Origin of the sequence: Caballeronia fortuita, from assembly GCF_001544835.2 — a bacterium.
Classification (GTDB): Bacteria; Pseudomonadota; Gammaproteobacteria; order Burkholderiales; family Burkholderiaceae; genus Caballeronia; species Caballeronia fortuita.
In genome coordinates this window covers 31,397-58,004 of sequence record NZ_FCNX02000005.1, presented here as the reverse complement: position 1 = coordinate 58,004, position 26,608 = coordinate 31,397, and the positions used below count along the sequence as shown (strand labels likewise).

Below are 26,608 nucleotides of genomic sequence, written 5' to 3'. Positions count from 1 at the left end.
GGGCTTCTGTTGGGCATCGCAGTGATCGTTCTTTCCCTGATCGATGCGCGAACGGTGTGGGGATGGCTGGTCGAGCACTATCTGACGCTGTTTGGCGCATTGCTGTTTATCGTTCCAGGACTGTACAAGCTGCTCGAGCGACGCAAGCCCATGCGTATTGCTTTGCAGGCAGCGTCGAAAAAGCAGGGACTTGAGCCGTCGACGCCAACCGGTGACATCGCTCAGGCGCAAGAGGACCGTGTGCAACGTGGCGTCGAGCGGGCCCAAGCGCTGCGCTTTCATCTTCGACAGATGCGCTGGTTCCGCTGGGCCTACGACCGTCCTTGGCTGTTCGTCACGGGTGAGGCCGCGAGCGTGCTGCGTCTTCTCCCCGAGCTTGCCATGCAGTATTGGCAAATTACTGACCATGCGGTTCTGCTGTGGGGCGATGTCTCGTCCGATGGCCTCGATCGAGGGTGGCTCGAGCAGATCAGAAAGCTGCGCCGCGGTCGTCCGATCGATGCCATCGTGCTCGCGCTTGATGGCGCAGCCGCACTTCCCAGCGCATCACGCGGTGAAAGCGGGTGGGGCACGACGCTCGTCCGACTCGCTCAAACATTGCACTGGTCGGCGCCGATTTATCTGCTCGATCTCGACGGCAGCGACACTGCAAAAGCGCTCACACCCGTGATGGGCAGCGAATTCGCGGATTCCGGCGGCCAGGCCGCGATCGAAGCCGCGCTTTACACGTTGCGCGGTCGACTCGCGGATATCGGAACGAAGCGGCTGGGACAGGATCGCCGCGACCGCTTCGCATCGGAACTTTCCCAGAGCCTCGACACGCGTGCGCCTGCGCTGGCGCAGTGGATCGCCGATCTGTCGATGTGGCAGCGTCGCCCGCTACCAATAGCGGGTGCATTTTTCGCGCCGTGGCCGGTCATTGACACGCAGGCATCCAACCTTGGTCCGGGCACCGAGCTTCCGCTGTGGCGACATCTTGCGGAAGCCTCCAAAGAGCGACGTGGCCGCAGGACAGGCCTGCATCCAGTCACGCTGTTCTCTGTCGTGATGTTTGGTGCGCTCGGCCTCTGGAGCGCCGGCATGTTGTTCTCCGGCATGTCCAACGCCAATCAGATCGTGCGAACGAATGGGGCACTCGCCGCGTTGAAGCAAGCGCCCGACACCGCATCGCGTCTGCGCGCGCTGATGGCGTTGCAGCAGCGCATCGGCTTCTACGAATACCGCACAGAGCACCACGCACCCTTACTCTCTCGCTTCGGCCTGAACCACGACCGCGAAGCGCTCGATGCGCTGTGGACGCCCTATGCTCGCGAAAGCCGCGCGTTGCTGAGCGCACCGATCCAGCAGGACATCGAAGCACGTCTGGTCGATCTCGGCCAGATGCCGACCACGCAGATCGACGACCAGCTCACGCATGTGGCGCAGGACGGGCAGGGCGCGCTGAAGACCTATCTGATGATGGCCGAGCCGCAACGCGCTGACGCCGCTTTTCTGACTCAATCTCTGCCGAAGTACTGGAACACGGATGCCAGTCTTACCGCCGGCGAGAAGATCGATCTGTCGCAACATTCGCTTGCCTTCTGGTCCGAGCACTTACGCAGCCATCCCGACTGGCGCATCCAGCCGCGCGAGGAACTGATCGGCGCCGCGCGCCAGACGCTGCTGGCGGTGATCGGCGTGAAGAACTCGGAGGACACGCTGTACCAAAGCGTGCTGGCCTCGGTTGGCCACAAGTATCCCGACCAGACGCTCGCGTCCATGACAGCGGGCACGGACACGCGCGGCCTGTTCCGCACGGCGGCGGTGATACCGGGCGTCTACTCGCGTCAGGCATGGGAAGGTTCGATCGAGAAAGCCATCGACGAGGCGGCGAAGCACAACGGCGTGGCTGGCGACTGGGTGCTGGGCAACGTCAGCCAGGGCGACAAGGCATCCGCCCAAACTCCAGACGCCTTACGCACCGCCCTGCGCGCGCGTTACTTCGCTGACTACGCCGAACACTGGCAAGCCTTCATGAACAGTCTGCGGTGCGACACAGCAGCGACATTGCCCGCCGCCATCGGCCAACTGAAGCTGATCGCCGATGCGCGGCAGTCGCCGCTCATCGCGCTGATGAAAGCGCTCGAGTATCAAGGCGGAGCAGGTGCGCGACACGATTCGCTTTCGGACACGCTGGTCGGCAAGGCGCAGAACATCTTCGGCAAGAAGGATGATGCGCCGCAGGCGGCCCAGCCCGATCCAGCGGGTCCTCTGGGCGCATCGTTCGGCCCGGTGCTGCGCCTCGTTGCGCAATCGAACGCCAACGTTAGCGCGAACACCCGCAGCGACCTGAGTCTCGAGCGCTTCACCGAACGCCTCACGAGCCTGCGTCTGAAGCTCCAGCAGATCAGCGACAGCCCGGATTCTGACGAGCAAGCCCGGCAAGTGGCGCAATCGCTCTTCCTCGGCAAAGGTTCGGAACTGGCCGACACGCTCGCCTACGCGCAACTGGTGGCCGCCAGTCTCGGCGAGCAATGGGCAGGCATGGGCGCGGAACTGTTCGTGCGTCCTGTTTCTCAAGCGACACAAACCGTGCTCGAACCCGCGCAGGCGAGCCTGAACGATGCGTGGCAAGAGACGATCGTCGCGAGCTGGAACCGTTCGTTCGCGGGACGCTATCCGTTTGCGAACACGGCCAACGACGCCTCGCTGCCCGAACTCGCGCGCTTCCTGCGTCCGCAGGGTGGTTTGATCGACACGTTCCTCGCCACGCAATTGGCGGGCGTGATTCAGTTGCAAGGCGATCAATGGGTGCCCGCACCGGGTGCAACCGGAACCGGCAGCGCCGCACGCGCGATCGATCCGGCGTTTCTGAAGGCGATCAACACGCTGCAGCGCATAGCCGGTCACTTGCTTGCGCAGGGCGAGCCGTCATATCGCTTCGAATTGAAGCCTGTGCCGACACCGGGCATCACCGACACGCTCTTGACGATCGACGCGCAGAAGTTGCACTACTACAACCAGATCGAAACGTGGAGCGGCATGGCATGGCCGACGAGTGATCCGCAAAGCGCGGGCACGCGGCTGGAATGGCAAACGGAGACGGCGGGCACCAACAAGCGCTTCGAATTCGCCGGCCGCTGGGCGTTAGTGCGGATGCTGGAGCGCGCGCATGTGGAGCCGATCGACACGGCGACCTATCAGGTGACGTGGCAGGCCAAGGCGCAGTTCGAAGACACGCGCTCGATGTCGAAGCCGAGCGAGGGCGATCAGGACGCGCTCAACGCGCACGGACCGGCCACGGCTGCCCCGGCGGATATGACGTATCCGCTTGCCTACATGTTGCGCACCGATGTGGGCAAGGGGCCGCTGGAACTCTTGGAGCTACGTGGCTTCACGTTGCCGACGCGCATCTTCGTGAAACGCGAGATGGCCGCCCGCAACGCGAAGACCGACGGCCCGCCGCCGTTGCCGAAGGCCGTGGTCGAAGCGGCGAAGCAAGCGGACACGCCCTTGCCAGCCACGCGAGGCAAGCTATGAATAAGATACGCCCGGTGATATCGCAGTCGAGACATCTGCGGGATCTCGATAAAAGCGCGCAGGACTTTCTGCACGCAGTGGACTTGATGAACGAAACCAGCCGCGAGTTGCCGCCTGTGCGGGCTGCAGGCGCGGGTCTGGTTCCGGCGTGGAGGGCGTGGGTGCAGGCTCTGGAGCACCGCGATGGAGCGCAGCATGACGAACTTCATCTGTCTGGACGCGCTGACTTTCAAACCCAGAGCGCTGGCAACGCGGCTTTTCGTTTGACGATCGAAGCGTTACGCGTTCATCATCCGGCCATGCTGGACGCTTTGTCCGGCAACGACCTTAAAAGACGCGCGACACTGACCCAGTGCGCCGCGCTTTATCAGGTTCGTCCTCATGCGGTGATCGAACCCACCGACGCATTGCAGACGTGGCTCGCGCATACCGATATCGGAAACGATGTGCCTGCCTCGCTGGTGCGCTTACCGTTTCCGGCGGTGTTTATCCGCTTTGGCCCGGAGATGGCGCGTGCGGTAGACGCGTCTTTGTGGGCGGACATCAGTCATCCGATTCAGACTCGGGGTGTGTATGTGTTCGAGACGGTCCGCCACGATCGCCGTGAGCTGTATTTTCTGGTGGTCGGCGTGCCGCCCGGTCATGTGGAGGAACAGCCACGGGGACTGCAGATTGCCTTTACCGATGAAGGCGAATCCGTTAGCGCGCAAGTGCTCGATCTCGAAGACCGATCGGGATTCGTAGACAGTTCGTGTCTGGGGATGGTGCAGATGTGCCTGAAGGTGCTGCTGTACATGCAAACCGTCGGGGCGGTACGCATCGATGATTTGCGCCATCACGAAATCGCAGCGCGTCTTGGGCGCGTGGGCGGCAAGAAGGCGTCGAAGCTCGAGCGACGACTGGCGAGCCGCTACAACCGGATCATCGTGGGCCCGTCACACATCATTCATCACTCGCCCAGCGAGGTGTCGCCGCACTGGCGTCGCGGTCATATGCGCATGCAGGCGCACGGCCCGCAATTCTCGCTGCGCAAGCTCATGTTTATTGCGCCGACGCTGATTCGCGCCGATCGCCTCAATGAGGCGGGCGCAACAGTTCAGCGCGCTCAATAAAAGTCTGTATATGTTTTCGAATCTCCTCAATGCGTTGTTTGGTACACGCCAACCGTCCGGTCTTGCGATCGAAGCGTTGCCGCAGTGGGATGAATGGCTCGTTCCCATCCGCGCCGATTCACCCGTCGGTGACGACCCCGGTTACGACGACGATTTTCTCGCCATCAAGGACGAAGTCGCGAAGCTCTCGAACGTCGACGATGCGCTGATCGTCGAATCGGCCGAGCGTCTGATCAGAGGCCGAGCGAAAGATGTGCGGCTCGCGGTGTACTACGTCTATGGCCGTCTGCGTCGCGATGGCGCAGAAGGTGTGAAGAGCCGTATCAATCGCAAGGATGCGGACAAGCCTGCGCTGTCCGTGCGCATCGATAGCCTCACGGCCGATCTGACCGCGATCGACGCCGCCCGCGCCGTGGCGCTGACGTAAAAGGAAACTACGAAGATGTCGTCTCCGACCAAGGACAACGAAATCCTGCGCTACTACGAAGCGGAAATGCGCTATCTGCGCGAGGCCGGCAAGGAATTCGCCCGCGCGTTTCCGGACCGCGCACGCGAACTCGATATCGACCGCGTCGGCGAGCGCGATCCGCACGTCGAACGCCTGTTCGAAGGCTTCGCGTTCCTGATGGGCCGCTTGCGCCACAAGCTTGACGATGAACTGCCCGAACTCACCGAGGGCCTGGTCAGCATGTTGTGGCCACATTATCTGCGGATGATTCCGTCACTCTCGATTCTAGAACTCACGCCGAACGCGGGCGCGATGCAGAAGCACGAGATCGTCGAAGCGGGGCTGGAGGCGACCTCCGATCCAATCGCCACGGGCCTGAACGGGGCCGACGAAGCGCAGATCGAATGCGTGTATCGCACCACGCAACCGGTCGATCTGTATCCGCTCACGCTCACCGAAGCAGGTGCCTTTGCGCGCGAGGACGGGCGCTCGGTGATCCGGTTCCGTTTCACGCTCCAGCCGCAGACGCAGCGCGACCGCCTGAGCGTGCCACGGTTGCGCTTCTATCTGAATGCCGATCGCCCGGTGGCGCATGCGCTATACGCGGCGCTGACTGCGAAGCCTGTCGCCGTGCAAGTGCGCGTGCCGGGTTTCCCGGAAGATCGTCCCGGCGCGCAGCAATCGATGGAAGGCTTGCGGCTCGCGCCAGCGGGCTTCGCCACCGACGAGCGCCTGTGGCCGAAAGCCGACAATGCCTTCGGCGGCTATCAGTTGCTGCTCGAATACTTCACGTTCCCCGAGAAGTTCATGTTCGTCGATCTGCTGGGGCTCGACATGACGGCGATCCCGAAGTCGGCTGCGTCATTCGATGTCGAAGTGGTGCTGGATAAGCCCTATCCCGATGATATGCGTTTCACCGAAGAAAACGTGCGTCTTTACTGCACGCCGGTGATCAACCTGTTTCCGATCGCAGCCGATCCGGTGACGGTCACGCAATTCGAAACGGAATATCGCGTGCGTGCGCGCGAGCAGTATGGATCGCTCGTCGACATCTATTCGGTCGATACGGTCGAAGGCTTCGAGAAGGGCCGGCGTTTCGAGTACGTGCCGTTTGCTGCGTTCAAGCATCGCGGGGGCATGCTGCGGCACGAGATGCCGGAGCGCTATTTCCACACGCGCATGCGGCGCGGACCCTCGGGACGGTTCGATACGTGGCTCGTGCTGGGCGGTCAGGCGTGGGGCGAAACGGGCAACCGCGCACAAGCCTTGCCGAAGGAGACGCTCTCGGTGACGGTGACGGGCACCAACGGCATGCTGCCGCGCAAGGCGCTGCGCGAGGCGGGCATCACGCGCATGCGCGGCGGTTTCACGAACGTGGGCGCGGTGCGCAATCTGACCGCGCCGACATTGCCCGTGTATCCGCCTACGGGCGACCGGTTCCAGTGGCGCGTGCTCTCGCATCTTGCGCCGAACTATTTGTCCCTGCTCGATGCGGAGATTCTGCGCGGCTCGCTCGGACTGTATGACTGGACCGAGGGCGAACTCAATCGCCGACGTATCGATGCGATCACCGATGTGCGTCATCGCCCGCTGCAAAAACTCGTGAAGGGCGGATTGATGCGTGGTGTCGAAGTGACCGTGACGCTCGACAGCACACGTTTTGCGGGCGATGGCGATCTGTACATGTTCGGCGGCATGCTGAACCGCTTCCTGGGTCTCTATGCGAGTCTGAATCTCTACACGAAGCTGGTCGTCATATCACAGCTTTCGGGCAAGCGTATCGAATGGCCTGAGACGAAGGGCGAAGGAGCGCCGTTTTGAACGCGCCGGAGAAGCTGTTTGGCGCAATGAATCGCCAGCCTGATCGAACGTTGCTGCAGACGGTGCTCGATGATGCGACGCGGATGAACTTCTTTCGCTTCTGCGAACTGATCGAGTTGTCCGCGCCCGATGCCGCGCCGATCGGCACGACCGATTCGCCGCGCACGGAGCCGGTGCGCTTTCGCTCGCGCGGGCGGCTCGGATTTCCCGCCCGCGAGATTGATCGTATCGAATATGACGACGATAACCCGGACGCGCCGCCGACCGTGCGCACGACCTTCCTCGGCCTGTATGGCGTGGATGCGCGCATGCCGTCGTACTTCGTCGACGAAGTGGCGCAGAACCGCGATGGCGCCGAGCCGCTCGCGACCTTTCTGGATCTGTTTCACCATCGCATTCTGACGCAGCACTATCGCGTGTGGCGCAAGTATCGCTATCCGGTGGGCTATCGCGAGGGCGGCAGCGATGCGGTGTCGCGCTGTCTGCTGAGCTTCGCCGGGATGGGATTCAGCGCGAAGCCGAATGCGTTGTCATCGTCGGTCGATCCGCGCAAGCTGATGTCGATGCTGGGCATCACCGCGCAGAAGACGCGCACGGCGGAAGGGTTGGCGGGTGTGCTGCAGCACGCGGTGCCGGATGCGTTGATCACGATCGAAGAGTTTCATCCGGTCTGGCGCGAGGTCAACGACTACGAACCCGCGGCGCTGGGCGAGCAATGTCTGCTTGGACGCGGTTTCTACGACCGCTCGAACGCGGTTCGTGTGATCATCACGCCCGAGACGCGAGACGCGGTGCTTGATCTGACGCCGGGCGGCCACGCGCATCGCGAGGTGATGGCGCTGCTGCGCTTCTATCTCGGCTACGAGGGTGAGGCGCATCTGGAGATGCATGTCAGGCCCGAGTTGATGCCCGATCCGGTGCTGGAACCGAAGCAAACCAGTTTGGGACTGACGACGCAACTGGTGAGGCGCTCGAACTCGACCGGTGAAGCAGCGCGCATCACGCGCGTGCATCTGGGGCGCTGGGATGGCGCCACTGTATAAGCAAAGTAGAGCAGGACAAGCAATGCAGCAATACGAATCGAATGCTTCCCTCCTGGGCCACGTAATGCGAAGCGTAAAGACCGCACTCGCCACAGTGAGCCTTATCGCACTCTCTGGGTGCGGCGCGTGGCCGGCCACGAAAGACAGCACGGTAAGCGCCGCAGAATGGCTCTTCACCACGCAGCTCAAGACGATGAACGTCGAGTTCGACGGTCGCGCGGCGTTGAACGAGAAAACGACCGGCCAGTCGCTTTCGACGGTGGTGCGGTTCTATCAGTTGAAGGACTCGAAGACCTTCACGCAGCTCGAATACGCGCAACTACAGAACAACGATCTGGAACTGCTCGAGACGGACCTCGTCGCCACGAAGGATGTCGTGCTGCGGCCTGGCGCGGCCGCTAGCCTCAGTGAGCCGATGGAGAAGGACGCGGAATAGAGGTGGCCTCGGTAGTTCGGACGGCTTTCTGAGATTTTTAAGTGGAGCGTCCGAGGCAATCATGCTGCCGATTTGATCGCTGGCCGCGTCGCGAAGTATGCCTCATCCGGCGTCTGATCCGCCAGGCTCGAATGGGGCCGTTTCCGGTTGTATAGCTCGATGTAATCGCCGATAGAGCGCCGGGCGTGACTGACCGACTCGTAGGCCCTCAGGTAGACTTCTTCGTACTTGATGCAGCGCCATAAGCGCTCGATGAACACGTTGTCGCGCCAAGCGCCTTTGCCGTCCATCGACAGTTGAATACCTCGGCCCAGTACCACCTCGGTGAATGCGCCTGCCGTGAACTGGCTTCCCTGATCGGTGTTCACGATGTCAGGGTGCCCATAGCGGGCAAACGCTTCTTCCAGCGCCTCGACGGCATGCATCGCCTCCAGCGTAATGGCCACGCGGTGCGCAAGAACCTTGCGACTCGCCCAATCGACTACCGCCGTCAATAGACGAAGCCACGCGCCATGGGAATGTATGTCGTGTCGAGCGCGAACACCTGATTGGCGCGCTCTATCTTCATGCCGCGCAGCAGATACGGCCAAACCTTGTGCTGCGAGTTGCGTCGGCTTGTGTTCGGCTTGCAGTAAAGCGCTTCCACACCCATACGCTTCATGAGCGTGCGCACACGGCGGCGGCCAACCTCAAAGCCATCTTGTCGCAGCAGGCGCGCCAGCATCCGCGCTCAGGCGAACGGAAACTCCAGATGCAGTTCGTCTATGCGGCGCATCAACCGATGGCCAAGTTCGCTCACCGGTTGCGGCTGGTAATACGCGCTCGACCTTGCAATGCCTACCAACCGGACTTGCTGCGAAACCGGCAACGCATGGCCCCGGTGAATCATCGCTTTGCGCTCAGCAATCCCGCCTTCTTGAGCGCGCCGCTTAAAAATCATTTTCCAGAGAAAGCTGGCCGATTTTTGGCGTGCAAAGTCTTCACATCAAACGGCGGCTCGTTCGATACCATGCCCGCCGTCCCAGACACGTCGGCTGCACGCTCCTGCAACTGCCGCTTCCACTCCGTGATCTGATTCGGATGCACATCGAACTGCTGCGCGAGTTCGGCCAGCGTGCGCTCGCCCTTGACTGCAGCCAGCGCCACTTCCGCTTTGAACGCCGCTGAGTGCGTGCCTCGGGTTCTCTTCGTCATGTCCTCGGTTCCTTTGCCTGAATTATCGCCGGCTCAGGCCTCGGCTGGTCCACTTATCCCGCTGTCCAAATTCCCGCAGCCACCTCTTCGCGCATCCGGCCCGGCACGCCACCGGAAACCGGATGCCGAATGTGTAAGGCGCGGTTAGTCGTCGCTTTTCTTGCCGAAGGACTTCGCTCGTTCGGCGTTGCGGGCTATCTCTGCATCGACGCCCGCGCGAATGCCATCCACCGTAAAACTGGCCGGTTTCTGACTAGGAGGATATGCAGCGAATGTCTCGAGGAACCGCGCCGTCTCCGCTATCACGCCGTAGGTGATGTAGACGTTTTTGGTCGTCCAGTCGTAGTACTGATCAGACACGATGTCGGCCCGCTCGAACGGGTCCATACGCAGATTGAATATTTTCGGTACACGCAGACAGGTCAGCGGGTTGTTCCAGACTGCGAAACCGCCGGGTGCGCGCTGTTCGCAAAAAACGAACTTCTAGTCGTGGTAGCGCATGTCGACCAGTACGCCGTCGTCGTCGAAGTAGAAAAATTCTTTACGTTCGCCCTTGGGCTGCCGTCCTTCGAGATAGGGGAGCTGGTTATAGCCGTCCAGATGGTTCTTGAAGGTTCGCCCTCCGACGGTCCAGCCGTTCAGCAAGCGTTCTTTCACGCCGGCGTCGCCAGCGGCGGCAAGTAACGTCGGGAACCAGTCCATGCCGGAAAACAGTTCGTTCGACACCTGTCCGGCCTTGATGTGTCCAGGCCAGCGCACGAGCGCGGGCACACGGAAGGCACCCTCGTAATGGAGTCCTTCTCATTGCGGAAGGGCGTGGTCGCGGCATCCGGCCACGTGAACTGATTTGGTCCGTTATCTGTGGTGTAGACCACGATGGTGTTGTCCGCAATGCCGAGATCGTCCAACGTCTTGAGCATCTTGCCGACGTCCTGATCGTGCTCCCACATGCCGTCGGCATATTCGTTGCCGATCATGCCACTTTTGCCTGCGAACTCCGGACGCACGTGCGTGAACACATGCATGCGCGTCGTATTCATCCAGACGAAGAATGGCTTGTCCGACTGCGCTTGCTGGCGCATGAAGTCGATCGCGCGGCCAGTGGTCTCGTCGTCGATGGTCTCCATGCGCTTCCTGGTCAATGGCCCCGTGTCCTTGCACGATTGACGGCCGACCTTGCCAAAACGCGCCTCAACGGTCGGATCGTCCCGGTCGGTGGCCACGCAGTCCATCACACCGCGTGGCATGAAGAGTTTGGCGTAGGCTTTGCCCTCCGACGTATTGGCTTGGGGCCAGAGGGGCGCTCCGGCTCTTCCTCTGCGTTCAGGTGGTAGAGATTGCCGTAGAAAGCATCGAAGCCGTGCACCGTCGGAAGGTACTCGTTGCGGTCGCCCAGATGATTTTTGCCAAACTGTGCGGTCGCGTAACCGAGCGACTTGAGCGCCTGTGCGATCGTTATGTCCGACGCCTGCAGACCTTGCGGCGCGGCTGGAATGCCGACCTTGCTGAGGCCGGTGCGCAGCGGCGACTGCCCGGTGATGAAGGACGAGCGGCCCGCCGTAGAACTGTTCTCGGCATAGTAGTCCGTGAACATCATGCCTTCCTGGGCAAGGCGGTCGATATTCGGCGTCTGATAGCCGACCACGCCCTTGCCATAGGCACTGATGTTGGTCTGGCCGATATCGTCGCCAAAGATCACGAGGATGTTGGGACGTTTGGCGGCATCGGCAGCCTGTACCGGCGTGCTCAGCGCGAGCCACCCGGTTAAGGCGACGGAGACGGCAGCCGTCAGTTTGCGCTTCAGCAGGCGCTGAATGGTCGGATTCGTTTTTCATGGATATACCTTTGAAAGCAGCGTGGGTCTAACACGCATGACAGACGACAACACAACAACTGACGACGCCACTCCCGATACGAGATCGACCGATCTCTGCCGCATCCGAACTGCGGCCTGTTTCGTAAGATTTCGATCGAGTTGGATCCCGGCGTAGCAGTCAACCTGCGGAGGACGGCGCAATGCTGCGCGCTATCTGTCTGAGTCGGGGGCCCGCGTGCGCGTGGAATGCGCGAATGCCGGGGCACAGATAGTTGAGTCCGGTCTCGCCGTCCGGGGCGCGCACGATGCGATTCTTTGGACACTCTCCCCAGCACAGATTCAGGTGACTGCATTCACGGCAGTACTTGGGCAGAGTGTCTTTCTTGGCAAAGCCGAACACTTTTTGTCGCTCGGAGAACGCAATCTCATTGAGCGGACGATCGAATATGTCGCTCAGTTCGTACTCTGGATAGACGTAGTGGTCGCACGAGTACACGCGGCCATCGTGTTCCATGGCCAGACCCTTGCCACAGAACGGCGCGGTAATGCAAAGCTGCGAAGGCATCCCGAGGGTTTGGGCGACCGCCGTCTCGAAAAGGTTCACGAGTACCCGCCCAAGATCGTGCCGATACCATTCGTCGAAGGTGCGCGTCAGGAAATAGCCCCAGTCGTCAGGGTCAACGGACCAGTCGGTCACGATGGAATCTTCCCCGCCCGGCCTGGCTCTGGCAGAGCCGACCTCGGGGATCGTGGCGTCGTCCCAAAACTGCGGAGCCACATTCCGGAACGTCCTTGGTTCCACGCACGGATTGAACTGTACGTACGTCGCGCCGATCTCACGCGTGAGAAAGCGGTAGACATCGACGGGACGCCGTGCGTTGATGCGGTTCACCACCGTCAGCGCGTTGAAGTTGACGCCGTGACTATGGATACGTTCCACGGCACGCATGACCTGGTAAAACGTCGGCTTACCCGAGCGGGACACACGGTATGCATCGTGAAGGTCGCGTGGCCCATCGATGGACAAACCTACGAGCCAATTGTTCTCATTGAGAAAAATACACCAGTCGTCGGTGAGCGCGACGCCGTTGGTTTGCAGATTGTTTTCGATGCGTTGACCAGACGGCGCATACTTCGCCTGCAATTCCACTACGCGACGGAAGAAGTCGAGACCCATGAGCGTCGGTTCGCCGCCTTGCCAGGAGAAAACAATTGATTCGCCATCCTGTGCTTCGATGTATTGCTGGATGAACGTTTCGAGCGTTCGATCGCTCATGAACTTCCCACGGCGCTGTTCGAGAAGCGCTTCCTTGTGAAGGTAGAAGCAGTACGTGCAATCCAGATTGCACGCCGACCCCGTCGGCTTCGCCATCACGTGGAAGCGCCGCTTGAAACGCGCACCCGAAGGTGGCGCTTGCTCATCTCCGCGGCTCGTAGATAGGGGCGCAAGCGGAACGAAGGTGCTTTGCTTCATCGTGCCATCCGTTAGTTTAACGAAGTATCAGGCAGTGTTGCTTCCTTCCGAACCAATGGCTGGTCGGTGAGAGATGACTCGACTCGAAGCAAGACCATGAAGCCAATTGGCTGAAGTTTATCCTCGACCTGTTATGAGAAGTGTTCGTGATGGACGGTGCGGCATTACGGCGAGGTTATGAGCCAGTGGTTTGCTTGAGCCAAGCAAGGCCGAAACTGCCGATTCGTAATGCGCTAACTAGTTGGTAGAGTTGACTGTTAATACGCAACGGTCATCTAACATGTCTCGGTCCGGCGTCAAACGTTCAGGCGTCTCCCGCGGGACCGCATGAGAAATGACCGCCGCTCGGCGATGCGTTCAGGATCGCTCTGATTTCTCTGCCTTCTGATCTTTCTGGCAACTCCTGCATTCGGCCACACCTCGCAGCGTTTCAGCCATGTTGACGCGCACGCGTGCGATGTGTCAGTCCGACCTGACATATCGGCTCGCGAGACGACGCGTTCACGTTTCTTTCTTGTTTGTCCTGCAGAGTCACGCTCACGCGCGCGGAGGCGGTTTTATGCCGTCGTGGTCAGTACGGACGTCTACATCCGAATCGTTAGCAATTTCGAAAAGAACGAATCGACACTGTTTCAAACCGGCTTCTGCCGCCTCCGAGGCCTGATCGTCTCGGTCGTGGAACGCGCGCGCGTGCGGCAAGGTCGACCGCGGGTGGGCGCCGCCGGTTCGCGCCGTAGCGTCCGCCGCGACGCGCCTGCCGTCGCTCGCCTTGGCGCAGACAGCGGCACGCCGCCGTCACGGCAGAACACGATGTTTCACGCCGGCAGCGTGAGTTGATAGGCCAGCTCGGGGCGGGCGTGAATAGCGGTGGAATTCAGCAACGTCAATACGTACTATCAGCTGACCGCCAGAGTGAATCGAAGATTCGTATCGAGCGGCATTCGCAGAGCGTTGAAGCTGGCACGTGTGCTGCGCCGCAGCCAGAGCGACATCTTCGGCGGCTGCGTGGAGTTGTCGAAACGCTTCGGCGCGAGTGTCATCGACGATACCGAGATCGACCTTCAGCACCCACACAACACATATTTCGAGGCGAATCTCATAGATAGTCACTATGTCGGGGGGCGAAATTTGATGGATCGTTTGCGTATCGGAAGGGCATCGGCGCATTAAGTGCAACGCCTGAACCGTCATTGCCGCTCGATCCGAAGTTTGTGCCGACGCCCGCTACCGAACCGAGGTCGCAACACCCCGTTCGGCCTCGCAACGCGCCATGCAAGTCGCAATATCACCGCTTCACGACCAACGCGCACCTCCCGCCCGCCGTCGCGCATGTCAAAATCCTGAAGCCCAACCCCGCACAAGGAGTCGCATCGCTCATGGACATCCCCCGCGTTCTGCAAGCCATCGCGCATCAGGAACACACGCTCGTGTTCCCGCAGTTCCACGCCGAACACGCGTGGCAGATCGGCTCACAACTGCGCGAGATGGCGCTCGCGCGCGACGCGGCCATCGTCATCGATGTACGCACCTTCGGACGCAGGCTCTTCTACGCCGCGCTCGACAACACCACGCCCGATAACGCGCGCTGGGTCGAACGCAAGTCGCGCACCGTCGAGCATTTCCGCCGCAGCTCGTATGCGATCGGCCTCACGCTGCAACAGGCCGGCACCACGCTCGCCGACAAGTACACGCTCGATCCCAAAGAGTTCGCCACGCACGGCGGCGCATTCCCGTTGCGCGTGCAGGGCGCGGGCGTGATCGGCTCGGTGGCGGTATCGGGTCTGCCGCAGCGCGACGATCATCAACTGGTCGTCGAAGCGCTGTGCGCCGAGCTCGGCGCGAACTTCGGCGACCTGTCGCTCGGACGCGACTGACAAGAGATCCGACGCCGATGCGCTCAACCGCTTATGTGCTACTCGCCATCGCGATCGTCGCCGAAGTCGTCGCGACCTCCGCGTTGCGCGCCTCCGATGGCTTCACGCGCGCGCTGCCCGCGGCCATCGTCGTCGCCGGATACGGTGTGTCGTTCTATCTGCTGTCGCTGACCTTGCGCGCGCTGCCAGTCGGCGTCGTGTATGCGGTGTGGTCGGGCGCGGGCATCGTGCTCATCACGATCGTCGCCGCGCTGCTTTTCAAGCAGACGCCCGATCTGCCCGCGATGCTCGGCATGGGCCTCATCGTCGCGGGCGTCGTGGTGCTCAATGCGTTCTCGAAAATGAGCGCGCACTGAGGTGCGCTTACTTGCAGCGCACGATCATCGAGCGGTTTTTGACGTTCGCCGATACCACGTTGCTGATGCCGCCACCGGTCGGGCCGCCTTCCTCGTTGTCTTTCGACACGATGTCATAACCGGTCGCGCCGCATTTCTTGCCGGCGAGCACGTAGCAGCTCGCCCAGCTCGATCCGGCATCCGCGCCACTGCAATTGACGGCGTAGCCGGTCTGTCCATCCGGCAGATTGATGAGCGACGCCTCGTTCGACGACGCACACGCGCCCAACGTCGCGAGTGCCACGACAGCCGCGCCGAGCGTCGCGGCACGTGCGGAAATACGGCGCATGCGCCGGCCGGGTTCCTTCATCTTTACCTCGTGAGAGCGATTACGAAATTGCGATACGCGCCGCAGGCCGCGGATTCGCGGCGAGGACGCGTTTTTGAGATGTGCATTGTCCCACACGCACCTTACGCGACACGTAAGCGGTTGTTAGCGCCTCCATGCGTTGTCGCCGCGGGCGCGATGCTTGCGAACGCGAGTAACAGACACTCGACACGCGCCGCGCCGGCATTGCCCGATGAACTATTTTCCGAATCGCGCGCCTTATCCAACTCGGAGTTCCGGTTGGAATTGCCTGCAGGGTTTCGGAGCAAAGCACCGCGCGCGCGGCAGACAAACAAGGAGCGGATCATGGTGGAACGAGTCACGGGGCCATATCGAGGGTATTACATCAGCGCGTCGGCGCGGCTCGTGCAGTCGCACGGCAACAGCGACAGCGACGGCGCCGCGCCGATCTATGTCGGATCGGTGAGTCTCGCGCGCGGCGGTCCGGACGACGTGCATCGTTTCGAAGCGCTCGTCGATCTCGGCCCCGAGCGGCGCTTCGCCACGGAAGGCGAGGCGCTCGCGCATGTCGAAGAGGCCGCGCGCGAATACATCGACCGTCTGCTGCAATCGACGTGATGCGTCCCGTCCACCTTCGACACACCGTGCTGTACGACGTCGCCAATTGCCTGATCGACCTTTTTCCGAGCGGCGCGGACGTCGCGGAAGTCGGTCTCGAGGCGTCGCCCGCGCTCTTCGTGAGCTGGCGCACGGGCGGCGTTGCGAATCATCCCGGCAATATCGCGTGGGGCGTGCATTATCGCTTCGACGCGCACGTGCTGCGCGACTATCCGCATCTGTCGGAAGAGGCGCGCCGGCGCGTGTGTGAGCGCGTGCGCGAGATGAGCCGGCTGCTCGACTTCAATTACGCCGATCCCCTCGCGAGCTCGCTGCTCGTCGTCGATGTCGACGATGCCGTGCTCGCTGCATGAACCGGCGTCGCTGGACTGCGCGGCGCTCGCGCGAGTACCATAGTCGCCGAATCGATTCGTGCGATCGCATCGACCGCACCGACAGCATCGACAGAGCGGCTCGAACGTCTTCCGCAACGAGACAACCATGAATATCCGATTCCTTCCGGACGCGCCCGACTACCGCAGTTCGAATCTCACCGTCGAGTTCGCGGCGATCGTCGATGGCCGGCGCGTGCCGTGCGCCATCTCGGTCGAAGCGCTGGAAGATCACTTCGGCGCGCAGACATACGACAGCGCCGGCTGGATCGGCGCGTTCGATGCGGGACGACCGCGCATCGAAGCCGTCGCGCGGGAACATCTGGTCGTGTCGAACGGCATGCCGGTGCTGCTCAAGAGCGGACACTTTCCGCCGGGACGCGCGTGACGGTCTGAGGCATCGGCGTTCTGCTGTTACAAGGCGTGATGTAAGACCTCCATCGCGCTTGCGTCTCATCGAAAGCCGATACGCCGCGCCGCCTTTCGCGCGATCGCGCAACGGAGTACCATCCATCTGTTCGCCGCAGGCGATGCGATTCGCTCGGCACACTACTTGCTCGAAGGCTGCACGCAGAGCCAGAGCAACCAAATATAAAATCGCCCGGGGTCGTCATGTTTCAATCCTTTGTCCACTCACTTGTCGAGTCCAATGCGCTATGGCTCATCTGGGCAGCGGTTGGTGTGCTGATTCTTGCATTGTGCATCGTGTTCGCGTCGGTCGTGCTGAGCGATTCCGACGAGCCGCTTTACCGGGCGGCGTCACGCCGCGACGACGACGGCAAGATGACCGTTTGAGCGCGCGCGGGCGCGCCGCGATTTGACTTCGAAAGAGGCGGTGCCGACAATGCCTCGCATGGCTTCGCAAGAGCGGCGCACCGAGCAACGGCGCGAGCAGCGTGAGGCGCTGCGCGAGCGCATACTCGAAGTCTCGCGCGAGATCGTGCGGCGCGAAGGGTTCGCATCGCTGTCGATGAGAAAGCTGGCCGAGGCGATCGACTATTCACCGGCGGCGCTCTATCTTCATTTCAAGAGCCGTGGCGATATTGCCCGGGCGTTGCGCGTGCAAGGGCATGCGAGTCTGCGTGACGCGTTTCTCGCGCACACGTCGATTGCGGATCCGGCCGCGCGTCTGAACGCGATGGGGCGCGCGTATGTCGAATTCGGGCTGGCCGAGCCCGAGACGTATCGGCTGATGTTCATGGAGCTCGCAGCTTCCGCCGGGCCGTCCAGCGAAGCGCGTGCCGGCTCGCCCGGCGATGCGCCCGGCAACGGCGACGCGCATGCGGCGGAACCCGGCGCGGCGACGCTGTCGATGATCGCGGACGCGTTCGTCGAATTGCGCGCGGCCGACCGCTTGCCGGCTCGCGCCGCGCCGCTCGCGTGCGCGGAAGGGCTGTGGGCGAATCTGCATGGCATCGTCGCGCTGAAGCTCAATGGCGCGGCGTTGCCCGAGACGCCGGCCGCGACGCTCGTCGAATTGTCGCTCGATGCGTGGTTCGCGCCGGCCAACCGAACCGAACCTCGATTCAGCTCAGCGAATCGACCCGACACTTCAACACGATGACCACCGAAGACATCCGTATCGACACCGCCAACGGCATCGGCTTCATTGCGCTCGATCGTCCGAAGGCACTCAATGCGTTGACCCCGCCGATGCTGCGCGCGATCAGCGAGGCGTTGCGCGCGTGGCGCCACGATCAGGCGATCCGCGCCGTCGTCGTCTACAGTCCGCACGTGCGCGCGTTTTGCGCGGGCGGCGATATCCGCTTCCTGTACGAGTCCGCACAGTCGGGCGACCGCGCGGCAATCGACGCGTTCTTCACCGACGAATACAAGCTCAACCACGCGATCTTCACGTTCCCGAAGCCGTACGTCGCGGTCGTCAACGGCGTCGTGATGGGCGGCGGCATGGGCATTTCGCAGGGCGCGCATCACACGGGCGGCCTGCGCATCGTCACGCAATCGACCAAGATGGCGATGCCCGAGACACGCATCGGTCTCTTTCCCGACGTCGGCGTGAGCTGGTTCCTCGCGCGCACGCCGGGCGCGATCGGTCGCTATCTCGCGGCAACGGGCGCGAGCCTGTCCGCCGCCGATGCGCTTTACGCGCGCATGGCCGACGCCTATCTCGACGATGGCGCGCTGCCGGGCCTCATCGAATCGCTGCGTCATCAGCGGTTTCTCGATGGCGTCGAGATCGTGCGCTTCGTGCAAAACGAAACGACGAAGTACAAGGTCGCGCCGATTCCCGAGAAGGGCGAGCTCGCGGCCGCGCGCACGCTGATCGACAAGCACTTCGCGGCGGGCAACGGCGCGTCGATTCTGGCGTCGCTCGAGCGCGAGGCGGACATCGGCAACGACTGGGCGAAGCGCACGGCCGCCGAGCTACGCGAGCGCTCGCCGCTTTCCGTCGATGTAGCCCTGCAGCAAGTCGACCGCGCCAAGTTCTCGACGATGGCCGAAACGCTGCGCCGCGATCTCGATCTGACGCGCACGGTGTTCGAACGGGGCGATGTGCTGGAGGGCATTCGCGCGCGAATCGTCGACAAGGACAACGAGCCGCGCTGGAAGATCACGCGCGCCGAAGACGTGAGCGCCGCCGATGTCGACCGCATGTTCGAAAGCGCGTGGACGTCCGCGGCGCATCCGCTGCGGCTCTTGAAGGACTGAAGTCGCGAGACAGGCGGCGCCTGCGGCCGCCTCGTTTCTCGTGGCGGCTCAGCGCGGCTCGCTGCCGGCCATGAACGCGCGCATGAAGACGAGCGCACCCCAGCCCCAGATCGCATTGGCGACTAAGTTCGGCGCGAGGCGCGGCAGCATGTTGCCGCTCGGCCAGATGCCGCGCGCCGGATCGATGATGAACACGCCCACGGCCGTCAACACGATGCCGCCGAAAACCAGCGCCCCGATCCAAGGCGCGCTGTGATCGGGCGCGACGCGCAGCAGCCACGCCATCAGCACGCCGAAGATCGAACTCCACAATGCGTTGGCGATGAATTCGGGAATGCCGAGCGGAAGAAACGGTGCGGTCGAGAAACCCGCCGGATCGACGATGCCCGCTGCGTGGAGCAGCGCCAGGGTCGATTCGCGAAAGAAGAGTGCGGCGAGAAAACCGGAAACGAACGGCAGAATGACTTTTTGCATTGGCTAGACCGCTTGGAACCCTGAGGCGCGGTTCTCTCAAATTATCGAGACGAGCGCCATTATAGTGGCGTCGCGCGCGCTTCCAAGCCGGATGCGGGGCCGTTGCGGGATATTGTTGCGCGCTATTTTGCGATGGCGTCGCTCGCCGGGCTGTGATGCAGCATGCGATCGCTGTTCGGCGGCGGATTCGGACGCTTCACGGGCATGTTGTCGGGGTTGTCGGGGCGCGTGGCGCTCGCGGAAGGCGCGCCGGGCGCGCCTGGCGGCTTGACCATCGACGCGTTGTCGTCGGGGCGCGGGGTCTGGGCTTGCGCCGCAAGGGACGTGGTCAGGAGGAGGGCGGCTATCGCGAGGTGATGGGCGAACATGGCGAGTCTCCGCGATGAGGAGACTCTCGACGTGCACGGCCCGTGCCCGAGCAAGCCCGAAACGCAAAAAGCCCGGTCATTCGACCGGGCTTTTGCTTGAATTCTCGGTGGGGTGGCTGATGGGACTCGAACCCACGACGACAGGAATCACAATCCTGGACTCTACCAACTGAGCTACAGCCACCACTGTTACCGCGATCCCGACTGCTTCAAAACCGCCGTAGCAATCAAGAAGCGAGATTATACGAACAACGATTGCACTTGCCTAGTCCCTTTGAGCATCTTTTTCCGCATGACGCGCGTCAGGATTCGATCGCTTCCACCGCCTCGCGAAGATGCGCGCGCGCTTCATCGAAAATCGTGAGATCGCCTGTGGCGAGACGACGATTGTCGGACAACACGCGACGCCATCCTCGCGCGCCCGCGACCCCGCGATACAGCCCGAGCGCATGCCGCGTCACCGCGCCGAGATACGTGCCGCGGGCAAGCTCGTGACGCGCGTAGTCGATCAGGCCCGCCTCGATGTCCTCGCGCGAAGGCATCGGCGTATCCGCGCCGTAGAAGCGCGTATCGACCCCGGCGAGCACGTAAGGATTGTGATAAGCCTCGCGGCCGAGCATCACGCCGTCGACATGCTTCAGATGTTCTTCGACTTCGTCCAGCGTCTTGATGCCGCCGTTGATCGAAATTTCCAGATGCGGGAAATCGCGTTTCAGCCGATACGCGTACTCGTACTTGAGCGGCGGAATCTCGCGGTTCTCCTTGGGGCTCAAGCCCTTGAGAATCGCATTGCGCGCATGCACGATGAACACCTCGCAGCCCGCATCGGCGATCGTGCCGACGAAATCGCGCACGAACTCATACTCTTCCACCGTATCGACGCCGATGCGATGCTTGACCGTCACCGGAACGGACACCGCGTCGCGCATCGCCTTGACGCAATCCGCGACGAGTTGAGGCTCCTTCATCAGGCATGCGCCGAATGCGCCGCGCTGCACGCGCTCGGACGGGCATCCGCAATTCAGGTTGATTTCGTCGTAGCCCCATTGCTCGCCGAGCTTCGCGCACTTCGCGAGATCGGCGGGCTCGCTGCCCCCGAGTTGCAGCGCGACCGGCGCTTCGGCGGGCGTGAACGCGAGATGCCGCGCGACATCGCCGTAGAGCAGCGCGCCCGTCGTCACCATTTCCGTGTAGAGCCACGTATGACGCGACACGAGCCGGTGCAAGGAGCGGCAGTGGCGGTCGGTCCAATCCATCATCGGAGCGACGGAGACGCGGCGGGGGCTGATGTTCGAAACGGCTGACATGGGCGATCGCGGCCGCATCTTCATGCGAACCGCTTGAATCTCAAGGGGAATCCGCGATTTTACCGCAGTGCGGCGGTTCGGTCGCGCCGCTCGATCCTTTCTTCCGGCCCAAACTCGCGCCACGTTCGCCTCACCATGCTAGGATTTCCGGACCACCCCGAACGACGACATCGGAGGCACATATGGCTACTTTGGCGATCGACGGTGTGCGCTGGGTCAACGACCGCGTGACCAGCGTGCGCTGGGGCAGTTTCGATCAAACCACGAACGCGTGGGCCGCGCCCACCACCATCGTGGATGTCCAGCAGGTCGTGGAAGCCATCAAGAGCGGCAAGGAAGTCCGCACGCTCTTCACGCTCGGCGGCCGCACTTTTCTCGGACCGAAAGTCAGCGCGCTACCGTATGCGAACGGACACATCGGCATCGAGGCGCGCGTGCAGGACGGTCAGATCGAGAAATCGCTCGAAGACTTGCCGGCCGTCTGAACACGGTGCGTACGATCGCCGGAGACATGCATTGAATCGGCAAGTCGCGCTGCGGTTCGAGAGCGAATTCATGCCGCGCATCGTCGAGCGCGTGGCGCGCGTCGTCGATCATGGCGTGCGCGTCGCCATCCTCCCTTATGAAAGCCCGCGCATGCCGACGCGCCTGAACGTGAGCGCCGAGCGTGCGCCGCACGACGACGACGGCCATCGGCGCGGCTATCCGTATCCGCTGAATGTATTTCTGACGTGGGACGACGAAGAAATCGAGCGGCTCATGGCGCCCGGCGGCGACGCGCGCTTCCTGCGCTATCTCGACGCGCTCGGCGCCAAGCTCGACGCCTGGCAAGGCGCGCGCGATGTCGATCTCGAGACGCGCTCGCAAGCCGAACCATCGGTGCTCTTCGGCGGTCTCGACTTCGAAGCCTGATCACGGCGGCCGGCTGCCGCCCGTTAGCGCCCGTTCAGCCGACACATCGCATCGCCGGTGACATGCATACGTGCTTATGCGTGACGCGCCACCGGCAGGGCGCATCAACATGAACGAGGAGGTCGATATGGCATCGTCGAAAGAAGGCGATCTGCGCGCATTCGTGCAGACGGCGGAACAGGCGGGCGGCTTCGTGTGGGTCATCACGCTCGTCGATTTCGCGGCGCGAGAAGTCAAACGCGCGCTCGTTTCCGAAGAAAACTTCTCCACCGCCGACGCGGCCCGCGATGCCGGCAACGATCGCCTGAAAGGGATGTCGAACGACCGCTGACGAAGCGCCTGCGGCTGTCCAGAAACGCTACGCTCGACGATCGGCGCACATGTTCGACGATATCGAACATGTGCGCCGATCTTGTCGTACGGCAACCGGCACATGCCCGCCCATAATGGCTTCACACTGATCAACGTTCACAAGGAGAACGTCATGAAGCGCTTCGAAGGCAAGACGGTTCTGGTTACCGGCGGCAATAGCGGCATCGGTCTCGCGGCAGCACAGGCATTTGCGGCGGAAGGCGCGCGCGTCGTCATCACGGGCCGCGACGAAAGCGCGCTCGCAACGGCGCGCGAGACGCTCGGCGCGAACGCGATCGCGATCCGCAACGTGGCGGGCACGGTCGGCGCGGCGCGCGAACTCGCGCAGACGCTCGCCGATGCGAACGTCCGGCTCGACGCGATCTTCGTCAACGCGGGCGTCGGCACCTTCGCGCCGTTCACCGACATCGACGAAAAAGCCTGGGACGAAACCTTCGCGATCAACGTGAAAGGGCCGTACTTCCAGATCCAGTCGCTCGTGCCCTTGCTCAACGAAGGCGCATCGATCGTGCTGAACGGATCGATCAACGCGCATATCGGCATGCCGATGTCGTCGGTCTACGCTGCGAGCAAGGCGGCGCTCGTGTCGCTCGCGAAGACCTTGTCGGCGGAATTGCTGCCGCGCGGCGCTCGCGTGAACGTCGTGAGTCCCGGTCCGGTGTCGACGCCGCTGCACGGCAAGCTCGGCCTCGTCGACGATGCCGCCGCGCAACTTCAAAGCCAGATTCCGCTCGGACGCTTCGGCAAGTCGAGCGAAGTCGCGGCGACGGTGCTGCATCTCGCATCGCCGGAATCGGGCTTCATCGTCGGCACGGAGATCATCATCGACGGCGGCATGAGCCAGCTTTGACCGGCAGCCGGGGCGCGCTCACCGCATCACGGGTTGCAGCTCGCCCCAGCCGACGAGAATTTGCTGAATGCTGCGCGCGTAGGCATCGCGATGTTTCGGCGATTCCGAGTGATACGCGCCGATCGCGCGCCACGTGTTGCCGTACTTCACCATCTTCTGCTTCAGGAGCCACGCGGCGACGAACACGTTGACGCACGGATCGGCGAGCGCGCGATGCGGAATGCCCTGACGCGCCAGATCGGAGAAGTGAATCGAGTTGATCTGCAACTGGCCGATATCGATCGAGCCGTTGGCGTTGCGGTTGACCGCGGCGGCGTCGCCTTTGGATTCGCGCCACGCGACCGCGCGCAGCACGAGCGGATTGACGCCCTGATAGGCGGCAGCTTGCTCGAAGCAATCGTCGGCGCGCGCGGCGTGAGGCGCGAGCGATGCGGCAAGCAGCACGCACGCGGCGAGTGCCGCGTGAATCGGACGGGACATGAACTGGCTCCTTCGGTCAGGGCGCGAGCGCGACGTCGATACTGCGCTCGACATCCTTCATATACGCGCGCGATTCGTCGGAGACGACGAGGCGCGGCTCCGGCCCGTTGCATTTGCAATCGACGACGCGGCGCGCTTTCCTGCCTTTTTTCGCGGATGGTTTCACGGGCGCATCGTCTTCGTCGCCGATGGACGGCGGCAGCATCGCGAGCGTCGGCAACGGCGGATAGACCTTCTGACCGGCCGGACCGAGCGCCGCGAGCGTTTGTGCGGACGCGGGCGCGCTCACGTCGAGCGGACCGGCGGCGGCGTTCGTCGACACCACCAGGGCGGCCAGTATAAGGAATGGGCGCATCGGGTCAACCTCCCTGCGTTGGTTTGATGACCACGCTGTACGGCTGTCGCGCGCCGGCGGTCAGGTTCTCGAGGCTGAGCTTGACCGCGTGTTTCGCGGGAACGCCTTTCCAGATCGCCTGGTTGAGATACGGAAAGTCCTGCGCGAGCGCGGTGACGAGGATGGTCGTCGGCTGCTTTTGAGCGGCGGCGAGCGCGCCTGCCTTTACGAGGATCGCGGTGAGTTGCCCGTCGCGCGCGCCGAGCGCGTCAGCGGGAATCTCAAAGCGGATGATGTCGACAGGCGCCGACGGTTTCTCGATCTGCGCCGTATTCGCGGCCGGAATCGGCGCGCAGCCCGTCGCGGCGACTGCGACGGCGATGGCAAAAAGTGACGCTGCCCACTTCACTGGCATCTCCTGATTGGGTCATGGCGATATCCGAGTTGTCGGCGCGCGTGCGTGCGACTTGATAGCCGCGCGCAAACGTTTCAGCAAATAAGAAGACTTGACTCAGAAGTTACCGAATCGAGGAAGCATGTCGCGCGGGTGCAGGTAAAGAGTGCCGGGGTTCGAGCCGCTCACATCGGCCACCACGCGCCGATGCTCGGCGCGGCGTCGAGTGCGCGCAGGAAATCGTCGGCGAAGGCGTCGGCGGCAACTTGCCGCTCGTGCGTACCTTCGGGAAAGTCATGGGGATTTTTCAGGCCGCGTGCGTGGCGGATGACGGCGACCGTTTCGGTCAGGGCGGCGAGGGCGTCGATCGTGTGCGAGTTCATATCGCGGATTACGGCAGGGGCGGCGCAGGCTTGAGCCCCCGCGTCATAAAACCTTCACGCCTTCGGCTTCCGATGCCCCGACACGACCGCCCCGGCGTCCTTCGCGAGCCCGAACAGATCGGCCACGCCGACGAGCCCGATCAACGCCACGATCAGAAACGCGACGCCGAAATCCTCCGGCCCGATCGAATGCGCATCGTGGCCGTGCACCCACTCGCCGATGCGCAGCGCGATCGCGCCGGCCGCCACGCCGATGCCCATCGTCATCTGGAACAGCGTGCTCGATAGCGCCGACGCACCGCTCATCTGTGTCTTCGGCACGTCGGCGAACGATAGCGTGTTGAGCGCCGTGAACTGCAGCGAACGCGACAAGCCGCTCGCGAACAACACGGCGACGATCACGAGCGTCGGCGTCGATGGCGTGAGCAGGCTCATCGCAGCGAGCGAAAGCGCCGCGAGCACGCCGTTGACGATCAGCACGGGACGGAAGCCGAACATGCGCATCACGGGCGTGGTGACCAGTTTCATCGACAGATTGCCCGCAAAGACGGCGAGCGTAAGCAGGCCCGATTCGAACGCGTTCATGCCGAAGCCGACCTGAAACATCAGCGGCAAAAGGAACGGCGCCGCGCTGATCGCGATGCGAAAGAGCGAGCCGCCGCCCATCGCCACGGCAAACGTCTTTACCTTCAGCGCCGACAGATCCACCACCGGCTGCGCCGCGCGCCGCAGATGCCGGTACGACGCGATGCCCGCCACTACGCCCACCGCGACCAGCACGCCGACGAAGCGCCAGTCCACGTCGCTGCGGCCGATCAGCTCCATCGCGTAAAGCAGCGTCGTGCACGCGGTTCCGCACAGCGCGAAACCCGCCAGATCGAAACGGCGCGTCGCGTCCTCGCGCGCGTTGCCGATATAGCGCAGCGTGAGCAGCAAGCCGATCAAACCGAGCGGAACATTGAGATAGAAGATCCAGCGCCACGACGAATACGTCGTGATGAAGCCGCCGAGCGGCGGGCCGATCACCGGCGCGACGAGGCCGGGCCACGTGATGATCGCGATGGCGCGCATCAAGCCTTCCTTGGGCGTCGCGCGTAGAACGGCAAGCCGTCCGACCGGCACCATCATCGCGCCGCCGATGCCTTGCAGCACGCGCGCCGCGGCGAACGCGTGCAGCGTCGAAGTCGTCGCGCACAGCACGGACGCGGCGGTGAACACCGCGATCGCGCTTGCGAACACGGTGCGCAGCCCGAAGCGGTCGGCGGCCCAGCCGGAAATCGGAATGAAGACCGCGAGCGTGAGCAGATACGCCGTGATGCCGAGACTCATGTCGGCGGGATGCACGCCGAACGAGCGCGCCATCTGCGGCAGCGCGGTCGCGATGATCGTGCCGTCGAGGTTCTCCATGAAGAAAGTCGCGGCGACGAGCATGACGATGAGCGGCGAGCCCTTGTTCTCGCGATCGCTTGCGGACGGCATCGGTTACGCGCTCCTGCGTTTCTTGAAGCCTGCCATTCTAGCCGCGGGAGCAGACCTTTCGCGGCTATGGTAGGTTTTGCGCTTGCCGGCAAACCCGCGAGACGCCTTGCCCGACAACGCGCCTACGATGTGCCGACAACGCGCAAACACGAAGCGCAAACAACACGCCACCAAG

At 62.9% G+C, this 26,608-nt stretch carries 28 protein-coding genes, 1 tRNA gene and 3 pseudogenes; 19 read left to right on the top strand and 13 right to left on the bottom strand.

Translation table 11 applies throughout. The annotated features are described in order from the left end of the window. The first annotated feature begins 21 nt into the window (after positions 1 to 21). The 6 genes and pseudogenes from AWB77_RS11250 (at position 22) to tssJ (ending at position 8,379) form a co-directional block, all read left to right on the top strand. A complete protein-coding gene (locus AWB77_RS11250) occupies positions 22 to 3,519 on the top strand; it encodes an ImcF-related family protein (protein WP_244158519.1) in 3,498 nt (1,165 codons plus the stop codon). Beyond that, positions 3,516 to 4,631: an AcrVA2 family anti-CRISPR protein gene (locus AWB77_RS11245; protein ID WP_157694797.1), complete on the top strand. Its 1,116-nt coding sequence runs from the start codon at positions 3,516 to 3,518 to the stop codon at positions 4,629 to 4,631. The genes AWB77_RS11250 and AWB77_RS11245 overlap by 4 nt, the downstream gene beginning before the upstream one ends. Positions 4,632 to 4,641: 10 nt before the next feature. Next, positions 4,642 to 4,950: pseudogene (locus tag AWB77_RS11240) on the top strand (type VI secretion system ImpA family N-terminal domain-containing protein); the annotation flags it as partial. A 123-nt stretch (positions 4,951 to 5,073) separates the two neighbouring features. Then, positions 5,074 to 6,900, top strand: coding sequence for a type VI secretion system baseplate subunit TssF (tssF, locus tag AWB77_RS11235; RefSeq protein ID WP_061134523.1), 1,827 nt, complete (start codon positions 5,074 to 5,076; stop codon positions 6,898 to 6,900). A 26-nt stretch (positions 6,901 to 6,926) separates the two neighbouring features. Then, entirely contained in the window at positions 6,927 to 7,943 is a 1,017-nt protein-coding gene (tssG, locus tag AWB77_RS11230) for a type VI secretion system baseplate subunit TssG (RefSeq protein ID WP_061134791.1), read from the top strand. A gap of 94 nt (positions 7,944 to 8,037) precedes the next feature. Further along, positions 8,038 to 8,379, top strand: coding sequence for a type VI secretion system lipoprotein TssJ (gene tssJ / locus AWB77_RS11225; RefSeq protein WP_244158518.1), 342 nt, complete (start codon positions 8,038 to 8,040; stop codon positions 8,377 to 8,379). A gap of 59 nt (positions 8,380 to 8,438) precedes the next feature. Here the strand turns inward: tssJ and AWB77_RS35330 are convergent. The 3 genes and pseudogenes from AWB77_RS35330 to AWB77_RS11200 form a co-directional block, all read right to left on the bottom strand. Continuing rightward, positions 8,439 to 9,573: pseudogene (locus AWB77_RS35330) on the bottom strand (IS3 family transposase). A 144-nt stretch (positions 9,574 to 9,717) separates the two neighbouring features. Further along, positions 9,718 to 11,323, bottom strand: a pseudogene (locus tag AWB77_RS11205) (arylsulfatase). A gap of 244 nt (positions 11,324 to 11,567) precedes the next feature. Next, a complete protein-coding gene (locus tag AWB77_RS11200; protein WP_061134520.1) occupies positions 11,568 to 12,863 on the bottom strand; it encodes an anaerobic sulfatase maturase in 1,296 nt (431 codons plus the stop codon). 867 nt (positions 12,864 to 13,730) lie between these two features. On the opposite strand from AWB77_RS11200, the gene AWB77_RS35730 reads away from it, so the two are divergent. The 3 genes from AWB77_RS35730 (at position 13,731) to AWB77_RS11185 (ending at position 15,093) form a co-directional block, all read left to right on the top strand. Continuing rightward, positions 13,731 to 14,033, top strand: a complete 303-nt coding sequence (locus AWB77_RS35730) for a ShlB/FhaC/HecB family hemolysin secretion/activation protein (RefSeq protein WP_157694796.1) — start codon at positions 13,731 to 13,733, stop codon at positions 14,031 to 14,033. Positions 14,034 to 14,239: 206 nt separating this feature from the next. Beyond that, the gene (locus AWB77_RS11190) at positions 14,240 to 14,737 is read left to right on the top strand and encodes a heme-degrading domain-containing protein (protein WP_061134790.1); all 498 of its coding nucleotides are present in this window, start codon (positions 14,240 to 14,242) and stop codon (positions 14,735 to 14,737) included. A 17-nt stretch (positions 14,738 to 14,754) separates the two neighbouring features. Then, positions 14,755 to 15,093 (top strand): DMT family transporter, encoded by a 339-nt coding sequence (locus AWB77_RS11185; RefSeq protein WP_061134518.1) that lies wholly within the window; start codon positions 14,755 to 14,757, stop codon positions 15,091 to 15,093. 7 nt (positions 15,094 to 15,100) lie between these two features. Here AWB77_RS11185 and AWB77_RS11180 read toward each other — a convergent pair whose 3' ends face one another. Beyond that, entirely contained in the window at positions 15,101 to 15,442 is a 342-nt protein-coding gene (locus tag AWB77_RS11180) for a hypothetical protein (RefSeq protein ID WP_061134517.1), read from the bottom strand. A gap of 324 nt (positions 15,443 to 15,766) precedes the next feature. Here AWB77_RS11180 and AWB77_RS11175 point away from each other — a divergent pair, with 324 nt between their 5' ends. From AWB77_RS11175 to AWB77_RS11150, 6 genes are all read left to right on the top strand, one after another. Next, on the top strand, positions 15,767 to 16,039 hold the full coding sequence (locus AWB77_RS11175; RefSeq protein WP_061134516.1) for a hypothetical protein: 273 nt from the start codon (positions 15,767 to 15,769) through the stop codon (positions 16,037 to 16,039). Beyond that, entirely contained in the window at positions 16,039 to 16,392 is a 354-nt protein-coding gene (locus tag AWB77_RS11170) for a hypothetical protein (RefSeq protein WP_244158531.1), read from the top strand. The genes AWB77_RS11175 and AWB77_RS11170 overlap by 1 nt, the downstream gene beginning before the upstream one ends. Before the next feature lie 127 nt (positions 16,393 to 16,519). Beyond that, the gene (locus AWB77_RS11165) at positions 16,520 to 16,798 is read left to right on the top strand and encodes a DUF1488 family protein (protein ID WP_061134514.1); all 279 of its coding nucleotides are present in this window, start codon (positions 16,520 to 16,522) and stop codon (positions 16,796 to 16,798) included. A 224-nt stretch (positions 16,799 to 17,022) separates the two neighbouring features. Then, complete coding sequence (locus AWB77_RS11160) at positions 17,023 to 17,205, top strand: hypothetical protein (RefSeq protein WP_061134513.1); 183 nt, start codon at positions 17,023 to 17,025, stop codon at positions 17,203 to 17,205. Between the two features lie 58 nt (positions 17,206 to 17,263). Further along, the gene (locus tag AWB77_RS11155) at positions 17,264 to 17,974 is read left to right on the top strand and encodes a TetR/AcrR family transcriptional regulator (RefSeq protein WP_061134512.1); all 711 of its coding nucleotides are present in this window, start codon (positions 17,264 to 17,266) and stop codon (positions 17,972 to 17,974) included. Next, positions 17,971 to 19,080 carry an enoyl-CoA hydratase/isomerase family protein gene (locus AWB77_RS11150; protein ID WP_061134511.1) on the top strand — a complete coding sequence of 370 codons (1,110 nt, stop codon included), beginning with the start codon at positions 17,971 to 17,973 and terminating at the stop codon, positions 19,078 to 19,080. Before AWB77_RS11155 ends, AWB77_RS11150 begins: the two co-directional genes overlap by 4 nt. A 48-nt stretch (positions 19,081 to 19,128) precedes the next feature. Here AWB77_RS11150 and AWB77_RS11145 read toward each other — a convergent pair whose 3' ends face one another. The 4 genes from AWB77_RS11145 to dusA form a co-directional block, all read right to left on the bottom strand. Then, a complete protein-coding gene (locus AWB77_RS11145; RefSeq protein ID WP_061134510.1) occupies positions 19,129 to 19,554 on the bottom strand; it encodes a hypothetical protein in 426 nt (141 codons plus the stop codon). 122 nt (positions 19,555 to 19,676) lie between these two features. After that, entirely contained in the window at positions 19,677 to 19,922 is a 246-nt protein-coding gene (locus tag AWB77_RS11140) for a hypothetical protein (RefSeq protein ID WP_061134509.1), read from the bottom strand. A 108-nt stretch (positions 19,923 to 20,030) separates the two neighbouring features. After that, positions 20,031 to 20,106 (bottom strand) — tRNA-His (locus AWB77_RS11135). Positions 20,107 to 20,224: 118 nt separating this feature from the next. Continuing rightward, positions 20,225 to 21,229 carry a tRNA dihydrouridine(20/20a) synthase DusA gene (dusA, locus tag AWB77_RS11130; RefSeq protein ID WP_061134789.1) on the bottom strand — a complete coding sequence of 335 codons (1,005 nt, stop codon included), beginning with the start codon at positions 21,227 to 21,229 and terminating at the stop codon, positions 20,225 to 20,227. A 182-nt stretch (positions 21,230 to 21,411) separates the two neighbouring features. On the opposite strand from dusA, the gene AWB77_RS11125 reads away from it, so the two are divergent. The 4 genes from AWB77_RS11125 to AWB77_RS11110 all read left to right on the top strand — a co-directional run bounded on the left by AWB77_RS11125 (position 21,412) and on the right by AWB77_RS11110 (position 23,363). After that, positions 21,412 to 21,714 (top strand): hypothetical protein, encoded by a 303-nt coding sequence (locus tag AWB77_RS11125; RefSeq protein WP_061134508.1) that lies wholly within the window; start codon positions 21,412 to 21,414, stop codon positions 21,712 to 21,714. Between the two features lie 31 nt (positions 21,715 to 21,745). Then, positions 21,746 to 22,141, top strand: a complete 396-nt coding sequence (locus AWB77_RS11120) for a DUF5594 family protein (RefSeq protein WP_082852637.1) — start codon at positions 21,746 to 21,748, stop codon at positions 22,139 to 22,141. A gap of 127 nt (positions 22,142 to 22,268) precedes the next feature. Beyond that, positions 22,269 to 22,472 (top strand): hypothetical protein, encoded by a 204-nt coding sequence (locus tag AWB77_RS11115; protein WP_061134787.1) that lies wholly within the window; start codon positions 22,269 to 22,271, stop codon positions 22,470 to 22,472. Between the two features lie 153 nt (positions 22,473 to 22,625). Then, on the top strand, positions 22,626 to 23,363 hold the full coding sequence (locus AWB77_RS11110; protein WP_061134786.1) for an SDR family oxidoreductase: 738 nt from the start codon (positions 22,626 to 22,628) through the stop codon (positions 23,361 to 23,363). Between the two features lie 18 nt (positions 23,364 to 23,381). On the opposite strand, the gene AWB77_RS11105 is transcribed toward AWB77_RS11110, so the two are convergent. From AWB77_RS11105 to AWB77_RS11085, 5 genes are all read right to left on the bottom strand, one after another. Then, positions 23,382 to 23,843, bottom strand: coding sequence for a lytic transglycosylase domain-containing protein (locus tag AWB77_RS11105; RefSeq protein WP_061134507.1), 462 nt, complete (start codon positions 23,841 to 23,843; stop codon positions 23,382 to 23,384). Between the two features lie 16 nt (positions 23,844 to 23,859). Next, positions 23,860 to 24,198, bottom strand: coding sequence for a hypothetical protein (locus AWB77_RS11100; protein ID WP_061134506.1), 339 nt, complete (start codon positions 24,196 to 24,198; stop codon positions 23,860 to 23,862). Positions 24,199 to 24,202: 4 nt separating this feature from the next. Continuing rightward, entirely contained in the window at positions 24,203 to 24,592 is a 390-nt protein-coding gene (locus AWB77_RS11095; protein WP_061134505.1) for a hypothetical protein, read from the bottom strand. 164 nt (positions 24,593 to 24,756) lie between these two features. Beyond that, positions 24,757 to 24,954, bottom strand: coding sequence for a hypothetical protein (locus AWB77_RS11090; protein WP_061134504.1), 198 nt, complete (start codon positions 24,952 to 24,954; stop codon positions 24,757 to 24,759). A gap of 54 nt (positions 24,955 to 25,008) precedes the next feature. Next, complete coding sequence (locus AWB77_RS11085) at positions 25,009 to 26,433, bottom strand: MFS transporter (protein ID WP_061134503.1); 1,425 nt, start codon at positions 26,431 to 26,433, stop codon at positions 25,009 to 25,011. Positions 26,434 to 26,608 lie beyond the last annotated feature (175 nt).

What these genes read in the sequence shown, in the direction of transcription:
- AWB77_RS11200 (WP_061134520.1), bottom strand. Translation starts at nt 12,863, where the DNA reads ATGAAGCAAAGCACCTTCGTTCCGCTTGCGCCCCTATCTACGAGCCGC.
- AWB77_RS11110 (WP_061134786.1), top strand. Translation starts at nt 22,626, where the DNA reads ATGAAGCGCTTCGAAGGCAAGACGGTTCTGGTTACCGGCGGCAATAGC.
- AWB77_RS11170 (WP_244158531.1), top strand. Translation starts at nt 16,039, where the DNA reads ATGCGTCCCGTCCACCTTCGACACACCGTGCTGTACGACGTCGCCAAT.
- AWB77_RS11150 (WP_061134511.1), top strand. Translation starts at nt 17,971, where the DNA reads ATGACCACCGAAGACATCCGTATCGACACCGCCAACGGCATCGGCTTC.
- AWB77_RS11090 (WP_061134504.1), bottom strand. Translation starts at nt 24,954, where the DNA reads ATGAACTCGCACACGATCGACGCCCTCGCCGCCCTGACCGAAACGGTC.
- AWB77_RS11100 (WP_061134506.1), bottom strand. Translation starts at nt 24,198, where the DNA reads ATGCGCCCATTCCTTATACTGGCCGCCCTGGTGGTGTCGACGAACGCC.
- AWB77_RS11165 (WP_061134514.1), top strand. Translation starts at nt 16,520, where the DNA reads ATGAATATCCGATTCCTTCCGGACGCGCCCGACTACCGCAGTTCGAAT.
- AWB77_RS11095 (WP_061134505.1), bottom strand. Translation starts at nt 24,592, where the DNA reads ATGCCAGTGAAGTGGGCAGCGTCACTTTTTGCCATCGCCGTCGCAGTC.
- tssF (WP_061134523.1), top strand. Translation starts at nt 5,074, where the DNA reads ATGTCGTCTCCGACCAAGGACAACGAAATCCTGCGCTACTACGAAGCG.
- AWB77_RS11175 (WP_061134516.1), top strand. Translation starts at nt 15,767, where the DNA reads ATGGTGGAACGAGTCACGGGGCCATATCGAGGGTATTACATCAGCGCG.
- AWB77_RS11245 (WP_157694797.1), top strand. Translation starts at nt 3,516, where the DNA reads ATGAATAAGATACGCCCGGTGATATCGCAGTCGAGACATCTGCGGGAT.
- AWB77_RS11160 (WP_061134513.1), top strand. Translation starts at nt 17,023, where the DNA reads ATGTTTCAATCCTTTGTCCACTCACTTGTCGAGTCCAATGCGCTATGG.
- AWB77_RS11140 (WP_061134509.1), bottom strand. Translation starts at nt 19,922, where the DNA reads ATGTTCGCCCATCACCTCGCGATAGCCGCCCTCCTCCTGACCACGTCC.
- AWB77_RS11085 (WP_061134503.1), bottom strand. Translation starts at nt 26,433, where the DNA reads ATGCCGTCCGCAAGCGATCGCGAGAACAAGGGCTCGCCGCTCATCGTC.
- AWB77_RS11145 (WP_061134510.1), bottom strand. Translation starts at nt 19,554, where the DNA reads ATGCAAAAAGTCATTCTGCCGTTCGTTTCCGGTTTTCTCGCCGCACTC.
- AWB77_RS11125 (WP_061134508.1), top strand. Translation starts at nt 21,412, where the DNA reads ATGGCTACTTTGGCGATCGACGGTGTGCGCTGGGTCAACGACCGCGTG.
- dusA (WP_061134789.1), bottom strand. Translation starts at nt 21,229, where the DNA reads ATGTCAGCCGTTTCGAACATCAGCCCCCGCCGCGTCTCCGTCGCTCCG.
- AWB77_RS11105 (WP_061134507.1), bottom strand. Translation starts at nt 23,843, where the DNA reads ATGTCCCGTCCGATTCACGCGGCACTCGCCGCGTGCGTGCTGCTTGCC.
- AWB77_RS11180 (WP_061134517.1), bottom strand. Translation starts at nt 15,442, where the DNA reads ATGAAGGAACCCGGCCGGCGCATGCGCCGTATTTCCGCACGTGCCGCG.
- AWB77_RS11190 (WP_061134790.1), top strand. Translation starts at nt 14,240, where the DNA reads ATGGACATCCCCCGCGTTCTGCAAGCCATCGCGCATCAGGAACACACG.
- AWB77_RS11115 (WP_061134787.1), top strand. Translation starts at nt 22,269, where the DNA reads ATGGCATCGTCGAAAGAAGGCGATCTGCGCGCATTCGTGCAGACGGCG.
- AWB77_RS11155 (WP_061134512.1), top strand. Translation starts at nt 17,264, where the DNA reads ATGGCTTCGCAAGAGCGGCGCACCGAGCAACGGCGCGAGCAGCGTGAG.
- AWB77_RS11185 (WP_061134518.1), top strand. Translation starts at nt 14,755, where the DNA reads ATGCGCTCAACCGCTTATGTGCTACTCGCCATCGCGATCGTCGCCGAA.
- tssG (WP_061134791.1), top strand. Translation starts at nt 6,927, where the DNA reads ATGAATCGCCAGCCTGATCGAACGTTGCTGCAGACGGTGCTCGATGAT.